This is a genomic window from Pantoea sp. X-Soil-TKNS-1280 (assembly GCF_059730475.1).
The window spans coordinates 3,369,481-3,386,694 of record NZ_AP035962.1; the positions used below are offsets into that span (position 1 = coordinate 3,369,481).

Consider the following 17,214-nt stretch of genomic DNA (forward strand, 5'->3'; position numbering starts at 1 on the left):
AATCCGTCCTGCTAAGGCAACCAGGCCGTCCGGTATCAGCAGATACCGGACGTGCGAGTTATCGGGTGATCTCAACTTTCGCTAATTTTTCATAATAGCAGGCCAGCGCGCTGTGGTCGGCCGTACCCAGACCATCGACCTTCAGCGCCTGCATCATCTCCATCACCGCAGCGGTGAGCGGCAGATGTGCACCGATACCATGCGAAGTATCCAGCGCATTGGCCAGATCCTTGATATGCAGATCGATACGGAAGCCGGGTTTGAAGTTACGATCGAGCACCATTGGCGCTTTGGCATCCAGCACCGTGCTGCCTGCCAGCCCGCCACGAATCGCCTGATAAACCAGCTCCGGGTCCACGCCCGCTTTGGTCGCCAGCGACAACGCTTCAGACATCGCGGCAATATTCAACGCCACAATCACCTGATTCGCCAGCTTGGTCACGTTGCCCGCGCCAATCTCACCGGTGTGCACCACGGAACCCGCCATCGCTTTCATGATGTCGTAGCATTGGTCAAACACCGCTTTATCACCGCCCACCATCACCGACAACGTACCTTCGATGGCTTTCGGCTCGCCACCGCTGACTGGCGCATCCAGCATTTTGATGCCTTTCTCTGCCAGCGCAGCGTGCACTTCACGGCTGGCCAGCGGCGCGATAGAACTCATGTCGATGACGATCAGGCCCGGTTTGGCACCATCGATGATGCCATTTTCGCCCAGGCACACTTCTTTCACCTGCGGCGAGTTCGGCACCATGGTGATTACCACATCAACCTGCTGCGCCACTTCTTTTGCCGTCTTCGCGCTGGTTGCGCCCAGCTCAATCAGTTCAGCTTCGCTGGTCGCGTTGTTGTCACGTACCACCAGCGAATAACCCGCTTTCAGCAGGTTTTTACTCATCGGTTTGCCCATGATGCCGAGGCCGATAAATCCAATTTTCATGACGTTTGCCCTTTAGTCAGTTACTTCTTAAATTTGTCGCACAGCGCCTGTGTGGCGTTGCGGAAAACACCCAGATCGCTGCCGACGGCAACAAAGCTGGCTCCCCATTCCAGATAACGGCGCGCGTCCGCTTCAACCGGAGCCAGAATGCCGCTCGGTTTACCGGCTGCTTTGGCACGCTCAAAAATGTATTTGATGACTTTCAGTACTTCCGGGTGGGCAGGCTGGCCGAGATAGCCCAGCGCGGCTGAGAGATCACCCGGGCCGACAAAAATGCCGTCCACGCCCTCAACGGCGGCAATCGCATCAATGTTGTCTACCGCTTGCTGGGATTCGATCTGCACCAGCACCGTGATGTTGTCGTTGATGGTGGCGTTATAGTCCGGCAGCGTGCCGTACATGTTGCTACGATGCGAAACCGAGACACCGCGAATACCGGCAGCCGGATAGCGGGTTGACGCCACGGCACGCGTTGCCTCTTCGGCGGTTTCCACGAACGGGATCAGAAAGTTGTAAAAACCAATATCCAGCAGGCGTTTGATGATGATCGGCTCGTTGCACGGCGGACGGACCACGGGCGCGCTGTGACTGCCCTTCAGCGCCATCAGTTGCGGAATGAAGGTGGTGATGTCGTTCGGGGCGTGTTCGCCATCCAGCACCAGCCAGTCAAATCCTGCCAGGCCCAGCACTTCAGTGGTGATCGGATTGGCCAGCGCACACCAGCTACCAATCAGGGTTTCTCCTGCCAGCAAGCGGCGACGAAAAGCATTCGGCCAGGCTGTATTACTCATTATCTTGACTCCTGTAACGGAAAAATTAGCGCACCAGACATGGACGTTTGTTATCAAAGGTCCAGTTGGGCACAAGGAATTGCATCGCCTGGGCGTCATCACGCGCACCCAGACCGTGTTTCTGATACAGCGCATTAGCCTGCATCACCTGATCCATATCCAGCTCTACGCCGAGACCCGGTTTCTGCGGTACCTGCACCATGCCACCTTTGATCTGCAACGGTTCTTTGGTCAGGCGCTGATTGCCTTCCTGCCAGATCCAGTGGGTATCGATGGCGGTAATCGCGCCCGGCGCCGCAGCGGCCACATGGGTGAACATCGCCAGTGATACGTCAAAATGGTTATTGGAGTGCGAACCCCAGGTCAGGCCAAAGTCATGGCACATCTGCGCCACGCGCACTGAACCCTGCATGGTCCAGAAATGCGGATCGGCCAGCGGGATATCGACTGACTGCAACGACAGGGTATGCCCCATCTGACGCCAGTCGGTGGCGATCATATTGGTGGCGGTCGGCAGGCCGGTGGCGCGACGGAACTCCGCCATCACTTCACGACCAGAGTAACCCTGCTCAGCACCACAGGGATCTTCAGCATAAGCCAGCACCCCGTTCAGTTGTTTACCCAGCAGGATGGCTTCGTTCAGCGACCAGGCACCGTTAGGATCGAGCGTAATACGCGCCTGCGGGAAGCGTTTCGCCAGCGCAGTGACCGCCTCGGCCTCTTCACCGCCACGCAGCACGCCACCTTTTAGTTTGAAATCATTGAAGCCGTATTTTTCATAGGCGGCTTCCGCCAGACGTACCACCGTGTCCGGCGTTAACGCCTCTTCATGGCGCAGGCGATACCAGTCGCATTTATCGTTTTCCTGGCTCTGATACGGCAGCGAGGTTTTCCGGCGGTCACCGACGTAGAACAGATAGCCGAGCATTTCTACGCGGTCACGCTGCTGACCTTCTCCCAGCAGCGACGCCACATTAACGCCGAGGTGCTGGCCCAGCAGATCGAGCAGCGCCGCTTCGATGCCGGTCACCACATGGATAGTGGTGCGCAGGTCAAAAGTCTGAGAGCCACGCCCGCTGGAATCGCGGTCGGCAAACGTGCTGCGCACCAGATTGAGAATGTTTTTGTATTCACCAATGTTTTTCTGTACCACCAGCGCCGCTGCATCTTCCAGCGTCTGACGAATTTTTTCGCCGCCCGGAATCTCCCCAACCCCGGTATGACCCGCATTGTCTTTGATGATGACGATGTTTCGGGTGAAGAACGGCGCATGCGCACCGCTCAGGTTGAGCAGCATGCTGTCGTAACCGGCCACCGGGATGACCTGCATGGATGTGATTTTCGGTGTCTGACTCATTTCCTGCTCCTTATGCTTTGCTGCGACCGAAGGCCGGACGCTTACGGTCGAACGACCAACCGGGAACCAGATATTGCATTGCCGTGGCGTCATTACGCGCGCCTGCCGGCAGAGATTTGTACAAAGCGTTAGCTTGTTGCAAACGATCCCAGTCCAGCTCAATGCCGAGGCCAGGCTTATCCGGTACGCCGATTTTGCCGTTGCGGATTTGCAGCGGTTCTTTGGTCAGGCGCTGGTCGCCCTCCTGCCAGATCCAGTGGGTATCGATGGCAGTCGGTTTACCCGGTGCCGCTGCGCCCACATGGGTGAACATCGCCAGTGAAATGTCGAAATGGTTATTGGAGTGGCAGCCCCAGGTCAGGCCCCAGTCGTCACATAATTGCGCGACGCGCACGGCCCCGCTCAGCGTCCAGAAATGCGGATCGGCCAGCGGGATATCGACGGAATTGAGCATCACCGCGTGGTTCATCTCGCGCCAGTTGGTGGCGATCATATTGGTGGCGACCGGCAAACCGGTGGCACGGCGGAACTCCGCCATCACTTCACGACCGGAATAGCCCTGCTCGGCACCGCAGGGGTCTTCCGCATAAGTCAGCACATCTCCCATGCCTTTACACAGGCCAATCGCCTCGTCGAGCAGCCAGGCACCGTTGGGATCGACCGTGATGCGCGCATCCGGGAAACGTTTTTTCAAAGCCGCCGCCGAGGCAATTTCCTGCTCGCCCGGCAGCACGCCGCCCTTGAGCTTGAAATCTTTAAAGCCGTATTTATCCTGCGCCGCTTCAGCCAGACGCACCACCGCTTCGGGGGTCAGCGCCTCCTGGTGCCGCAGGTGATACCAGTCATGGCTGGCCCCTGCGCCGCTCAGGTAAGGCAAATCGGTTTTACGCCGATCGCCGATATAGAACAGGTATCCCAGCACCGTTACTTCATCACGCTGCTGGCCGGGACCGAGCAGTTCCGCCACCGGAACACCAAGGCATTGCCCCAGCAAATCAAGCAACGCAGCTTCCAGCGCGGCCACCGCATTGACGCGCAGTTCGAAGGTCCACGCGCCTTTGCCAAAGGTATCAAAATCAGCGGTCTGATTACCTTTGTGCACCTGCTGCACCAGCCGGTTCATACGCGCCACCTGCTGGCCTTTCACCTGCGGAATGGCCTCAACCAGCGTCTGATAAATGGTTTCGCCGCCTGGCGCTTCACCGACGCCGGTATGCCCGGCGCTGTCCGTCAGCACCACGATGTTGCGGGTGAAACAGGCGCTGTGCGCGCCCCCGATGTTGAGCAACATGCTGTCGTAACCGGCAACCGGGATCACCTGCATATCAGTAATCACCGGCGTACTTTGCGTATTCATGCTCTGTCCTTATGCCCGATGTTTCAATTCGATACGTTTGATATCCCCGGCAATCACCAGGAAACTGAACGCGGCGACGAAGGCGTGGATACCGACATAAATCAGCGCCCATTCGAACGAACCGCTGGTGGCAATGATGTAGCCAATGGCAATCGGCGTCACAATCCCGGAGAAGTTACCGAACATGTTGAACAGACCGCCGCTCAGGCCACTGATTTCTTTCGGTGCGGTATCCGCCATCACCGCCCAGCCCAGTGCACCGATGCCTTTACCAAAGAAGGCCAGCGCCATCACAAATACCACCACCCATTCGGTATTGACGTAGTTACACATCACCATGCTGATCGACATCAGCATGCCAACCACAATCGGAGTCTTACGGGCAATATTCAGGGAGCCGGTTTTGCGCATCAGGTAATCCGAGATCACCCCACCGAGTACGCCGCCGAGGAAACCGCATATCGCCGGAATCGACGCGACAATCCCCGCCTTGAGAATTGACATCCCGCGCGCCTGCACCAGATAAACCGGGAACCAGGTAATAAAGAAGTAGGTCAACGCGTTGACGCAGTACTGGCCGAGATAGATACCCAGCATCATACGAGAGGTCAGCAGTTGTTTGATTTGATAGAACTTCTCGCTCCAGCTGACCTTATGCTCGGACTTTTTCGCGTCCATATTGATCAGTGCGCCGCCCTGCTCCATATATTCCAGCTCGGCTTTGTTCACGCCTGGATGATCGTTCGGATCGTGAATCACCTTCAGCCAGATAAAGCTAAGGATGATGCCCAGCCCCCCCATGAACCAGAACACATGCGCCCAGCCCACTTCGGAGGTCAGCCAGCCCATAATTGGCGCGAAAATCACCGTGGCGAAGTATTGGGCGGAGTTAAAGATAGCCACTGCGGTGCCGCGCTCCTGCGCCGGAAACCACGCAGCCACAATGCGGCTGTTGCCGGGGAAGGAAGGCGCTTCCGCCAGACCCACCAGGAAACGCAGCATAAACAGCGAAGCGATAATGCCGAAGCCGCTGAACAGATCAACGAAGCCTTGCAGGAAGGTAAACAGCGACCAGGTAAAGATGCTCCAGAAGTAAACGCGTTTCGAACCAAAGCGGTCGAGCAACCAGCCGCCAGGGATTTGGCCGATAACATAAGCCCATGAGAACGCGGAGAAGATATACCCCAGACCCACCGAGTCGAGGCCAATATCTTTGGACATAGCAGAACCGGCAATCGAGATGGTTGCACGGTCGCCGTAGTTGAATGAGGTGACGATAAATAACATCACCACAATCCAGTAACGGGCATTGGTGCGCTTTTGCACCGCTTCCGCTGTCTGGCTAAAACTATTCATGATGCACTCCTGAAATATAGCAGACGCTACATTCACTCTGACTGCATACACATCGCGTTGGGTATCAGAATGATGTTGGGTTAAACACGGCGATTTTTTTATAGGCAATACGATGATGCGTCGTGACTCATAACCTAACGTTGGATAACGAGAGTCAGTATAGGAACAGCGGGAAAGCGAAACACTGGATGAAAGCCTGATGATTTAACGACATGTGGACGTATTTTATGGCATTTGCACATAACGCTGCGGCGTGGCTCACGGAACTGTCAAATTCCACCCCATAGCGGTTAATTAATACACAGCTTCGTCATGCTTTGTGAGTCCCTTCACTTGTGTTTGGTTAAACGACCCAAATTGAGGCAATAAAATCACTGAAAGCCAGTCAGTTGCACAATGTATCGCGCAATACCCCTGCATATACTAAGGCTGGCAAAAAAACGATGAAGTGACGGAAGCAATCAATGACACCGCGCTGCCACGCACAGCGCGATTGAACGGAAGGTGAGTAATGAACCGACCTGTGAGCGAGAAACCGCTTTATATAAAAGTACACGATAGCGACAACGTCGCCATTGTGGTCAATAACCAGGGGCTGCCGGCTGGCACCCGCTTTGCAGATGGTCTGCAACTGATTGAGCATGTGCCCCAGGGCCATAAAGTGGCGCTGGTGGCTATTCCTGAGCAGGGTGAGATTGTGCGTTACGGTGAAGTCATCGGCTATGCCTTGCGCGCCATTGCCCAGGGCAGCTGGATCGACGAATCCCTGGTGGCGCTGCCGGAAGCGCCACCGCTTGCCAGCCTGCCGCTGGCAAACAATGTCCCGGCGACCTTACCCCCACTGGAAGGTTATACCTTCGAAGGTTATCGCAATGCCGATGGCAGCGTGGGGACGCGTAACTTACTTGGCATTACCACCAGCGTGCACTGCGTTGCCGGGGTGGTGGATTATGTGGTGCAGATTATCGAACGTGACCTTCTGCCCCGTTATCCCAATGTCGATGGTGTAGTGGCGCTCAACCACCTTTACGGCTGCGGCGTGGCGATTAACGCTCCGGCAGCCGTGGTACCGATTCGCACCATTCATAACCTGGCGCTGAACCCCAATTTTGGCGGCGAAGTGATGATCGTCAGCCTCGGTTGCGAAAAACTCCAGCCAGAACGTCTGCTGACCGGCACGCCCGATGTTCAGGCCATCTCACTGGATGACCACGATATTGTGCGTTTGCAGGATGAACGGCTGGTGGGATTTGGCGCGATGGTGGATGAGATTTTGCAGGTTGCCGAACGCCATCTGAAACGGCTTAATCAACGCCAGCGCGAAACCTGCCCGGCATCAGAACTGGTGATCGGTACGCAATGTGGCGGCAGCGATGCGTTTTCCGGCGTCACCGCCAATCCATCCGTGGGGTTTGCTTCTGACCTGCTGGTGCGTTGTGGTGCGACGGTGATGTTTTCTGAAGTCACCGAAGTGCGCGACGCCATCCATCTGCTGACGCCACGCGTCGTTGATGAGACGGTAGGTAAACGCCTGCTGGAAGAGATGGCCTGGTATGACAACTATCTGAGCATGGGACAAACCGACCGTAGCGCCAATCCTTCTCCCGGCAATAAAAAAGGCGGACTGGCCAATGTGGTGGAGAAAGCGCTGGGTTCGATTGCAAAATCCGGCCGCAGCCCGATAGTTGAAGTTTTGTCGCCCGGCCAGCGTCCGACTAAACGCGGTTTGATCTATGCCGCGACACCCGCCAGCGACTTTGTCTGTGGTACGCAGCAGATGGCCTCGGGCATTACCTTGCAGGTGTTCACCACTGGCCGCGGTACCCCTTATGGCCTGGCGGCGATTCCGGTTATCAAGATGGCAACGCGCAACGCACTGGCTGAGCGCTGGCATGACCTGATGGATATTAACGCGGGCACCATTGCCACCGGCGAGGAAAGTATTGAACAGGTTGGCTGGCGACTGTTTGAACTGATTCTGGATATTGCCAGCGGACGCAAGCAAACATGGTCAGACCGCTGGGGGATCCGCAATCAGCTGGCGGTGTTTAATCCAGCGCCAGTGACCTGATAAAACCTGACAAACATTTATACGTAGCGGCGCGATTTATCGCGCTGTTTTTTTTTGCAATTAAGTCAAAAGCGCGCGATAAATCGCGCCGCTACGTAATTACAGCAGTTTACCCCAGCTTTCCACCCACGGCGTAGTGACGGATTCCGGCTCCGGGTCTTCTGTCGCATCCACCGTTAAGACGTCGCCGATGCGTTTGGCACTCTGCTCCTGCAACAGGGCATCAAACGTCTTACCTGCACCGCAGAAGTTATCGTAGCTACTGTCACCCAGCGCAATCACGCCATAACGCAGCGCCGGCTGATAGCCGAGCTGATCTTTTACCGCGTGATACAGCCCGGCGATACTGTCAGGAAAATCACCCTGCCCGGTGGTTGAGGTGATAATCAGCACCACATCCTGTTGGTAATCCTGCCACTGCGCCAGTGAAGGATCTTCAAAGACTTTGACCTCATGGCCCTGCGCCTGCAACACCGGCTCTGCTTCTTCCGCCACCAGCAACGCATTGCCGTATACCGTACCTACAAAAATGCCAATCTTTGCCATTGTGCTGCTCCTTTATTCTGTTGGCTTATCCTGGACTGCCTCGTCGGCAAACTCAACCCTGGGAACATCAGGCATCTGCTCCTGCCAGCCAAACTGCTGCAGCATCTGCTGCCAGACCGAATCCAACCCGGCGCGGATCACCAGCGGCTCACCCGTTACCGGATGATTGAGGCTCAGTGCGCTGGCATGCAGCATCAGACGATCCATACCAAAATGCGTCGCTGCACCACGGTTCTGACGCAAGTCGCCGTGGGTGGTATCGCCAATGATCGGATGACGCAGGTGCGCCATATGGCGACGAAGCTGATGTTTACGCCCGGTGCGCGGTTGCATCTCCACCAGGCTATAGCGTGAGGTGGCGTAACGGCTAATCGCCACCGGCATCTCGACATGCGTCAGCAGCTGATAATCCGTCACGGCCGGCTGCGGACCACGTGGTTCTGTGGCGAATTTATCGGCAATTTTATCCAGTTCTTCCACCAGCGGATAATCCAGCGTACCACTTTCACTCAGCCAGCCTCGCAACACTGCATGGTAGGTTTTGCGGATTTGGTGCTGCTCAAATTGCTGCGATAGCAACCTCCCCACCTCGCTCGACAGTCCCATCAGCAATACGCCGGAGGTTGGACGATCCAGACGGTGAGCAGTAAAGACATGCTGACCAATCTGGTCACGCACCGTCTGCATCACCACCACTTTTTCTTTGCGATCGAGCCAGCTGCGGTGCACCAGCCATCCCGCAGGTTTATTGACGGCCACCAGCCACTCATCCTGGTAAATAATTTCCAGCATCAGGCAGAAGGTTCCGCAAATAAGGCGTCGAGCTGGCTTAGCGTCAGCAATAGCATCGGATGGCCCGGTGTAGTGGGAGGGAGCGCCATTTCAAAATAGTGCGCGACAGCAAAATTTTGCGGCAACGGCGCATCAGCGGCAATTAACGCCTGCATACGGGGGATTAGCACCCATTGCAGCCACTCAAGCGGTGCCAGTGTATCCAGACAGAAGGGTTGTGTGCTGGCAAAAGCTGCCTCATCAGGGCATTGCGTCTGCCAGTGGTCGTGCTCGCGCATCACCGCTTCGACCTGCTGCAGCCGCTGCAAAATAAGTTGTTGCGACGACATGCGCCACCTCCAGAGAAAAATCGGGCGGCAAGCATATCACTTGTCGGGCCATGCTCAAAAAGTGCATAAAAAAAGGGAGCACTGTGACTACAGTGCTCCCGGTTCGTTTGCAGCATTCCCGCCACCGCTGTGCTCCCTGCTCATCCATGACAACTTTTCCCGTGCTATCCATCGCTTGTCATCATGACATTGGTCCTTAGCATCCTGGCCCGCCACATCCCGCGTGGCTCTCATTCTCCATCCTGGAGGTGTCCCTTACTCAATCCTGAGTGTCCTGCTTCGTCCTGAAGCCTTCCTTGTGACGCAAACTCCGTTACGTTCCTGCCTTCCTGGCTGATGCTCTCCTGAACATCACTTAATCCATGGCTTCCTGCCAGTGGTGACTATTCTGGCAGAAACTATCGCGTTAACAAGGTACTAAGGACCGTTACCTCAGCCCGTTATCTTTTTATTTTAGGACAGTTGCCATAAACTCATGATTCACAATATTTTTACAAGCCTGCCGTCCGGAAGTCTTCAGTAAAATTTGCCGATCTCTCACACGCCATGTAAGAGATCTCTCACAAAGCGACAGGCCAAAGTCTGCAAATCAGTCGCTAACCGGTTGTAATTCATTAAGAAACATCTGAATTCCAGGGGACAGTATCTGCCGTTTTTTACTGCCAGGATGCTCCAGAATAACTTCACCGGTAAGATTACACAGTGAAATGACATCCTGCTCAGAATCGGTAGTGGCGATAAATAATGTCGGACTTTGCTTCAGGCGACGTTTCATCACCAGATGACCAATTAAATTCTCCTGCAGCCGTGTGAAATCCTCTTCACTCCACACCTGTAACAAGGTAATGGATTGCTGCTGAAAACGCGCAGTCATATCACCCGCAAACTGCGTGGTGTAAAAAGCGGTAATTGCAGGCTGAAGTTCGATATCCAGCGCGCGCTCAACGGCGGCAAGTGTAGCCGGTAAGGTAAACGGCTGTGGTTGCCACAATACCCGGTCATCCAGCGTGGTCTGGATGCAGGGGGAAGGAACACCCAACAATTCGCTGCTCGCAGGTAAATGTCCGGTGTTCTGACGCCATTGCGCACAATAACGGTCGGTAAAATCGCGCAAAGCATCCGCGGTTTGCTGCATCATTCATCTTCTCGCTTCTGATAGGTTACACTTAACCCCTTTGATGGATTTTAGTGGTAACCGTTATGTCTACTGAACAACAGGATCAGGTATTAAGTAGCCTGACCTTGGGTAAACCCACAGCGTATGTCGATCATTACGACAATTCACTGCTGCAGGCGGTGCCGCGCAGCCTGAATCGCGAACCGCTGGGGCTGTTTCCCGATAATCTGCCGTTTCACGGTGCAGATATCTGGACGCTGTACGAACTTTCCTGGCTTAACAGCAAAGGTGTACCGCAGGTGGCGGTGGGTGAAGTGGTCCTCAACGCCGCGAGCCGCAACCTTATCGAGTCAAAGAGCTTTAAACTCTATCTTAACAGTTTTAATCAGACGGTTTTTGCCGACTGGGGTGACGTCCGCCAAACGCTGGAGCGCGATCTCAGCGCCTGTGCCGAAGGTGAGGTGAGCGTAGCATTGTTCCGCATCAGTGAAATCGAAGGTCAGCCCATCGGCCATTTTAACGGTGAGGTCATCGACGAACAGGATATTGAAATCCGCGATTACGCTTTTAATGCTGAACATCTCGCCCAGGCCGCAGGCAACGACATCATCGAAGAAACGCTGGTCAGCCATGTTCTAAAATCGAACTGCCTGATCACCCATCAACCCGACTGGGGTTCCGTGATGATTCGCTATAAAGGGCCACGCATCGATCGTGAGGCCTTGCTGCGCTATCTGGTCTCGTTCCGCCAGCACAACGAGTTTCACGAGCAGTGTGTCGAGCGTATTTTCAATGATATTCAACGCTTTTGCCAGCCAGAAGCCTTAACCGTCTACGCGCGCTACACACGCCGCGGGGGTCTGGATATCAATCCGTGGCGCAGCAACGTTCCTTTCTCCCCAGGCTATTCCCGTCTGGTACGCCAGTAACAGATTGCGAGACGCCTCGCAGGCCGCAGCACGGATGCGCGGTTCCACTTGAGCATTCACCGCTGACAAGGCTACTCTGTCGAAGGCGCGGGCAATAAAGCATACGCGACCAGGGATAATCGTCACTGTGCCCAGCGAGTCGGGCATAGCGTCATCAGTCACGCACTTGCGTGTAAAGGAGTTCTCTTGATTACTCACATTAGCCCTCTTGGCTCCATGGATCTGCTTTCCCAGTTGGAAGTCGATATGCTGAAGCGCACCGCCAGCAGCGACCTGTACCAGCTGTTTCGCAACTGTTCACTCGCGGTGCTCAATTCTGGTAGTCAGACCGACAGTAGTCATGAACTGCTTTCCCGCTTCGAAAGCTTTGATATCAACGTATTGCGCCGCGAGCGTGGCGTTAAACTCGAACTGATCAACCCCCCCGAAGACGCATTTGTCGATGGTCGTATCATCCGCTCATTGCAGGCCAACCTGTTTGCCGTATTACGCGACATCCTGTTTGTAAACGGGCAACTTTCTGCGGCAGAACGTTTCCAGAACCTGGATGCGGACGATTCAGCCCACATTACCAACCTGGTCTTTTCGATCCTGCGCAACGCCCGCGCACTGCATGTAGGTGAATACCCCAATACCGTGGTGTGCTGGGGTGGCCACTCCATTAACGCGGTGGAATATCAGTATTGCCGTAACGTGGGTACGCAACTGGGTTTGCGTGAGCTGAACATCTGTACCGGCTGTGGACCGGGTGTGATGGAAGCGCCAATGAAAGGTGCCGCCGTCGGCCATGCCCAACAACGCTACCGCGACAGCCGTTTTATTGGCCTGACCGAACCGTCCATCATTGCCGCTGAGCCACCGAATCCGCTGGTCAATGAACTGATCATCATGCCGGATATCGAAAAACGCCTCGAAGCCTTTGTGCGTATTGCACACGGCATCGTGATTTTCCCGGGTGGTGTCGGTACCGCAGAAGAGTTGTTGTATCTGCTGGGCATTCTGATGAATCCGCAAAACAACGATCAGGTGCTGCCTCTGATCCTGACCGGTCCGCAGGAAAGCGCCGATTATTTCCGCGTTCTGGATGATTTTATTGTCAGCACGCTGGGCGAAACCGCGCGTAAACATTACAAAATCATCATTGATGATGCCGCCGAAGTGGCGCGTCTGATGAAAAAAGCCATGCCGCAGGTGAAGGAATATCGTCGTGAAACCGGCGATGCTTACAGCTTTAACTGGTCCATTCGTATCGTGCCGGATCTGCAACTGCCGTTCCTGCCAACCCACGAAAACATGGCTAACCTGAATCTGTATACCAACCAACCCGCAGAAAAACTGGCAGCGGACCTGCGTCGGGCTTTCTCGGGTATTGTCGCCGGTAACGTGAAAGAAGTGGGCATTCGCGAAATCCGGGAAAAAGGACCGTATAAACTTCACGGCGATCCGGACATCATGCATCGTATGGATGAACTGCTACAGGGCTTCGTGGCCCAGCATCGCATGAAGCTGCCGGGCACCGCTTACATCCCCTGCTACGAAATCATCAAATAACTCAGGAAGGCAGCCTGCGGGCTGCCGCTATCATCATGTCTTTACACCTTCTTATTGTTGATGCCCTGAACCTGATCCGTCGTCTGCATGCCGTTCAGGGCTCGCCATGCCGCGATGCCTGCGTGGCTGCGTTACATCAGTTACTGGGCCATACCCAACCTACCCACGTCGTGGCGGTGTTTGACAGTGCGGAGCGTCAGCCTGGCTGGCGTCATACGTTGCTGCCGGACTATAAAGCCGGTCGCCCGCCGATGCCGGAAGATTTACAACGGGAAATGCCCGCTATTCAGCAGGCATTTCAGGCGGTGGGCGTCAGTTGCTGGATTGCCGATCAGGATGAGGCCGATGATCTGGCCGCCACACTGGCAGTAAAGATGGCAGATGCTGGACATCAGGCAACCATTGTCTCGACTGACAAAGGATACTGCCAGCTACTGGCACCTAACATCCGTATCCGTGATTACTTTCAGAAACGCTGGCTGGATGTGCCTTTTATTGAACAGGAATTTGGCGTAGCTCCTGCGCAATTGGTGGATTACTGGGGGTTATGCGGCATCAGCAGCAGCAAAATTCCAGGTGTGGCCGGAATCGGACCAAAGAGCGCACGCGAATTACTGTTGCAGTTTGGCTCGCTGGAAGCGATTTATCAGCAGTGGGATCAGGTACCGTCGAAGTGGCAGGGAAAATTGCAGACGCATCGTGAAATGGCAGAGATTTGCCGCCAGGTTGCCACCCTGAAGCGCGATCTGGTTTTGCAGGGCAATCTGAACACCCTGCGTTACAGCCCTCAATAACTCAGGTTACAGGTATCGAACCCGTAACCTGAAGCCCTGTGTATTTGCATTAAGCCGTAGCGGCGCGATTTATCGCGCTGATTTTTCCCGCATCTCGAAAAAATATCGTGATAAATCAACCAACTACAGATTTTACTAACCCTCCTGGCATTAAAAATCCAGGAAAGGATCATCTTTCATCGCGACGCCCACCTGCCGCCGCCCAAATCCGGCGCACATGTACCGTGACTTCTTCACGATCGTGATACAGCTGGCGCGCCTGAATCTGGGCGTTGATGCCCTGTTCTTTCAGGGTGGCATCGATCATCGCGAGATTCTGCGTCACTTCTTCATAGCGCTTTTTCATTGGCAGTTTGAGGTTGAAGATAGCTTCGCGGCACCAGCCATTCACCAGCCACTCACTCATCAGGCTGGCAACGCGCACCGGTTTTTCCACCATATCGCACACCAGCCAGCTGATGTTGCTACGCGGCGGTCGGAAGCGGAAGCCATCTTCACGGCAGTGCGTCACCTGTCCGGTATCCATCAGGCTGGGAGCCATGGGGCCGTTATCCACCGCGTAGACCATCATGCTGCGCTGGACCAATTGATAGGTCCATCCGCCTGGACAAGCCCCCAGGTCCACCGCCCACATGCCGCTGGCCAGACGCTCATCCCATTCGTCTGCCGGGATAAAGACGTGAAACGCCTCCTCCAGCTTCAGAGTGGAGCGGCTGGGCGCATCTGACGGGAATTTGAGACGAGGAATGCCCATATAGAATGGGGAGTTATTTTGCGGTAATGAATAGCCAACATAGCAGGTGCCCGGCGCAATAAAGAACACATGGACCACCGGACGTTTCGGGCTTTCATAATTGAGCAAAATACGATTTTCACGCAGGCTGGCACGCAGCGGTACGGTAAATTTGCGGCAGAATTTGGTCAGCTCTTTCGCTTCGTTGGTGTCCGGTACTTCCACCCGCAGCTCACCGCCCTTTTCGACCACGCCCATCAACATCCCGACAATCGGGGAAATACGATCGTCCGGCGGCAGGTCACGCAGCATTTCACCGACCACCACCATCTGACGGGCGAAAATCAGTTCTGCAAAAGGCAGCTGACTGATCAGTTTTTCCGCATCTTCTTGCTGATAGCACTCGAACAACACGTAACCCGCATCGTCTTTGACTCGCGGGAAACCATAGATTTCGCGCTCCGCAGCCTTAGCACTGATCTCTGCTGCACACTCTTTCTCAAAGCCGGGACGGCAATAGAGTAAAACTTTATTCATGGCGTTCTGCCTTTCGTTTCAGACGCAGTGCGCCAATCAACATCAAAAACCAACCAATCAGGAAGCCAAGGCCACCGACTGGCGTGATAAATACCCAAAACTTCAGGTGCGACAGCGCCAGACAATAGAGGCTGCCGCTGAACAAAACGGTACCGAGCGCCAGTGCGGCGCTGCTCCAGTAAAACCAGATATTGGCACGACGTAACATCGCCGAGGCAAGACCAATAATCGCCAGCGTATGATACGCCTGATACTCAAGGCCGGTATGAATCCACGCCATCTCGGCTGGGCCGAGGGATTTGCTCAGCACATGGGCACCAAAAGCACCAAAAGCCACCAGCGTGAAGCCGCTGATGGCTGCAAAAATAAACATGGCACGACTGGACATCTAACAATCCTCAGAGTGTATACGCACGTCACTGTGCAAAAATCAACGCGTTAGTGATCGTAACGAAAACGAAACTTCTCTTGTTCGGTTGCGGCTTTGGCCAGGATCCACTGTCGAAAGGCGGCTATTTTACCCAGTTCTGCCTGGCTGTCATGACAAACCAGATAAAAAGCATTTTTACTGACCAGTACGTCATTAAAAGGACAGACCAGACGACCGGCTTCGATTTCACTTTGCGCCATCACATTATTGGCTAGCGCGACACCCTGGCCGTGAATAGCTGCCTGTAACACCATGGCGCTATGGCTGAAAATCGGACCCTGCTGCACATTAATGTGCTGCAAGCCTAGCTGACGCGTATAAGATTGCCAGTCCCGCCGCGAAGCATCATGCAGCAGCGTAAAGTGCGCTAAATCAGCCGGTGATTTCAATGGATGGTCGCCTGTCAGCAGCAATGGCGAGCAAACCGGCAACAAATATTCGGCGTAAAGTTTTTCCACCCGCAATCCTGGCCAGTTACCGCGGCCATAGAAAATCGCCACATCCACATCGTCCGCCAGTTTCTCTTCATCACGATCGACGGCCTGAATACGCACATCGATGCCCGGATAAGCTGTATTAAAGCTGGAAAGACGTGGCACCAGCCACTGAATCGCAAAACTTGGCAGCAGGCTCACGGTCAATGCGCCTTTGGCGCTACGCGCCTGGAGTTTACGCGTCGCATCGTTCAGCGCGGAGAAAATCTCCTTAATATCCAGATAGTAGCTTTGCCCTTCTTCAGTCAGCAAAAGCGAACGATTCCTCCGGCGAAACAGCTTAAGACCGAGGAAATCTTCCAGAGATTTAATCTGATGACTTACAGCTGCCTGGGTAACAAACAGCTCTTCAGCAGCTTTAGTGAAGCTCAAATGACGTGCCGCCGCATCGAAGACACGTAAAGCATTGAGCGGGGGAAGGCGTTTTGACATGGTTTTCCGTATCCGGGTCAACAGAGTAATACTGCAACTTATGAGAAGTTGTCAGGTATTAGTTTTATTAATCCGAGACATTATAAATTGTCCGTTGAGGAAGCTCCAGCAAATACCTATAGTTGCCGCACTTCCTGAGCCGGAACGAAAAGATTTCTGGAAACGTGCGTTAATTCGCAGACTTCTGGAGAGCTTTTGGCTTGTGGTCGTGATGTTGTGTTTGCATTTTGATCTGACGATTGCAGATCAAACTTTTAATTCCTGTAGATTTACCCTGTCTGTCCATAGTGATTTTACATAGCACCGCAAATTGCGGTGCTTTTTTTTATCTGTCACTTACTGGCCCATCTCAACCATCTCTTTGACATCTGAGCGGTTAATCTGCTGCTGGTTGCCATTGGCATCTTTATAGCTGATCATACCGGTATCATCGTCAACTTTGGGTTTGCCTGAAGCAACAATGGTGCGACCATCATTGGTATGCATCACGTAATTGCTTGAACAGGCGGCCAGGGTAAAGGCCATGGTACATACGGCCAGCACTGCGGCGAGTTTTTTCATTTTCTATCTCCTTGCAGATTGATTGCATCAAACCACCCGCGGGACGCTGAACAGAGGCAGCTTAAAAAAGTGAAATCGACTGGTTAAGGTCGAT

General features: G+C 54.4%; 17 protein-coding genes. 4 read left to right on the forward strand and 13 right to left on the reverse strand.

All coding sequences use genetic code 11. The features are described from left to right. Positions 1-58 precede the first annotated feature (58 nt). Genes garR through AC6I8X_RS15685 form a run of 5 tightly spaced genes read right to left on the reverse strand, consistent with a single transcriptional unit; the run spans position 59 to position 5,804 of the window. Complete coding sequence (gene garR / locus AC6I8X_RS15665; RefSeq protein ID WP_084876482.1) at positions 59-943, reverse strand: 2-hydroxy-3-oxopropionate reductase; 885 nt, start codon at positions 941-943, stop codon at positions 59-61. Positions 944-963: 20 nt separating this feature from the next. Further along, positions 964-1,734 carry a 2-dehydro-3-deoxyglucarate aldolase gene (garL, locus tag AC6I8X_RS15670; protein WP_299460287.1) on the reverse strand — a complete coding sequence of 257 codons (771 nt, stop codon included), beginning with the start codon at positions 1,732-1,734 and terminating at the stop codon, positions 964-966. 25 nt (positions 1,735-1,759) lie between these two features. After that, positions 1,760-3,091 (reverse strand): glucarate dehydratase, encoded by a 1,332-nt coding sequence (gene gudD / locus AC6I8X_RS15675; protein WP_497840074.1) that lies wholly within the window; start codon positions 3,089-3,091, stop codon positions 1,760-1,762. 10 nt (positions 3,092-3,101) lie between these two features. Continuing rightward, positions 3,102-4,448: an enolase C-terminal domain-like protein gene (locus AC6I8X_RS15680; RefSeq protein WP_497840075.1), complete on the reverse strand. Its 1,347-nt coding sequence runs from the start codon at positions 4,446-4,448 to the stop codon at positions 3,102-3,104. Positions 4,449-4,457: 9 nt separating this feature from the next. Further along, the gene (locus tag AC6I8X_RS15685) at positions 4,458-5,804 is read right to left on the reverse strand and encodes an MFS transporter (RefSeq protein WP_299460278.1); all 1,347 of its coding nucleotides are present in this window, start codon (positions 5,802-5,804) and stop codon (positions 4,458-4,460) included. A 511-nt stretch (positions 5,805-6,315) separates the two neighbouring features. Here AC6I8X_RS15685 and garD point away from each other — a divergent pair. Then, entirely contained in the window at positions 6,316-7,875 is a 1,560-nt protein-coding gene (gene garD / locus AC6I8X_RS15690) for a galactarate dehydratase (protein ID WP_313686501.1), read from the forward strand. 99 nt (positions 7,876-7,974) lie between these two features. Here the strand turns inward: garD and AC6I8X_RS15695 are convergent, their stop codons facing one another. The 4 genes from AC6I8X_RS15695 to syd form a co-directional block, all read right to left on the reverse strand. After that, complete coding sequence (locus tag AC6I8X_RS15695; protein ID WP_497840076.1) at positions 7,975-8,421, reverse strand: flavodoxin; 447 nt, start codon at positions 8,419-8,421, stop codon at positions 7,975-7,977. A 12-nt stretch (positions 8,422-8,433) separates the two neighbouring features. Then, a complete protein-coding gene (truC, locus tag AC6I8X_RS15700; protein WP_313686505.1) occupies positions 8,434-9,213 on the reverse strand; it encodes a tRNA pseudouridine(65) synthase TruC in 780 nt (259 codons plus the stop codon). Further along, positions 9,213-9,542 (reverse strand): YqcC family protein, encoded by a 330-nt coding sequence (locus tag AC6I8X_RS15705; RefSeq protein WP_299460267.1) that lies wholly within the window; start codon positions 9,540-9,542, stop codon positions 9,213-9,215. Before AC6I8X_RS15705 ends, truC begins: the two co-directional genes overlap by 1 nt. Positions 9,543-10,131: 589 nt before the next feature. Beyond that, positions 10,132-10,680 (reverse strand): SecY-interacting protein, encoded by a 549-nt coding sequence (syd, locus tag AC6I8X_RS15710; protein WP_313686509.1) that lies wholly within the window; start codon positions 10,678-10,680, stop codon positions 10,132-10,134. A 62-nt stretch (positions 10,681-10,742) separates the two neighbouring features. Here syd and queF point away from each other — a divergent pair, with 62 nt between their 5' ends. From queF to xni, 3 genes are all read left to right on the forward strand, one after another. Then, a complete protein-coding gene (queF, locus tag AC6I8X_RS15715; protein ID WP_313686511.1) occupies positions 10,743-11,588 on the forward strand; it encodes an NADPH-dependent 7-cyano-7-deazaguanine reductase QueF in 846 nt (281 codons plus the stop codon). A 186-nt stretch (positions 11,589-11,774) separates the two neighbouring features. Beyond that, positions 11,775-13,139: a nucleotide 5'-monophosphate nucleosidase PpnN gene (gene ppnN, locus AC6I8X_RS15720; protein ID WP_084876493.1), complete on the forward strand. Its 1,365-nt coding sequence runs from the start codon at positions 11,775-11,777 to the stop codon at positions 13,137-13,139. Positions 13,140-13,174: 35 nt separating this feature from the next. After that, entirely contained in the window at positions 13,175-13,933 is a 759-nt protein-coding gene (gene xni, locus AC6I8X_RS15725; RefSeq protein ID WP_497840077.1) for a flap endonuclease Xni, read from the forward strand. A gap of 169 nt (positions 13,934-14,102) precedes the next feature. Here xni and rlmM read toward each other — a convergent pair whose 3' ends face one another. From rlmM to AC6I8X_RS15745, 4 genes are all read right to left on the reverse strand, one after another. Continuing rightward, positions 14,103-15,203 (reverse strand): 23S rRNA (cytidine(2498)-2'-O)-methyltransferase RlmM, encoded by a 1,101-nt coding sequence (gene rlmM, locus AC6I8X_RS15730; protein WP_497840078.1) that lies wholly within the window; start codon positions 15,201-15,203, stop codon positions 14,103-14,105. Beyond that, positions 15,196-15,591, reverse strand: coding sequence for a DUF423 domain-containing protein (locus tag AC6I8X_RS15735; RefSeq protein WP_208716287.1), 396 nt, complete (start codon positions 15,589-15,591; stop codon positions 15,196-15,198). Before AC6I8X_RS15735 ends, rlmM begins: the two co-directional genes overlap by 8 nt. 50 nt (positions 15,592-15,641) lie before the next feature. Then, entirely contained in the window at positions 15,642-16,559 is a 918-nt protein-coding gene (locus AC6I8X_RS15740; RefSeq protein WP_084876498.1) for a transcriptional regulator GcvA, read from the reverse strand. Positions 16,560-16,895: 336 nt separating this feature from the next. After that, a complete protein-coding gene (locus AC6I8X_RS15745) occupies positions 16,896-17,120 on the reverse strand; it encodes a YgdI/YgdR family lipoprotein (protein ID WP_013510266.1) in 225 nt (74 codons plus the stop codon). Positions 17,121-17,214: the final 94 nt, after the last annotated feature.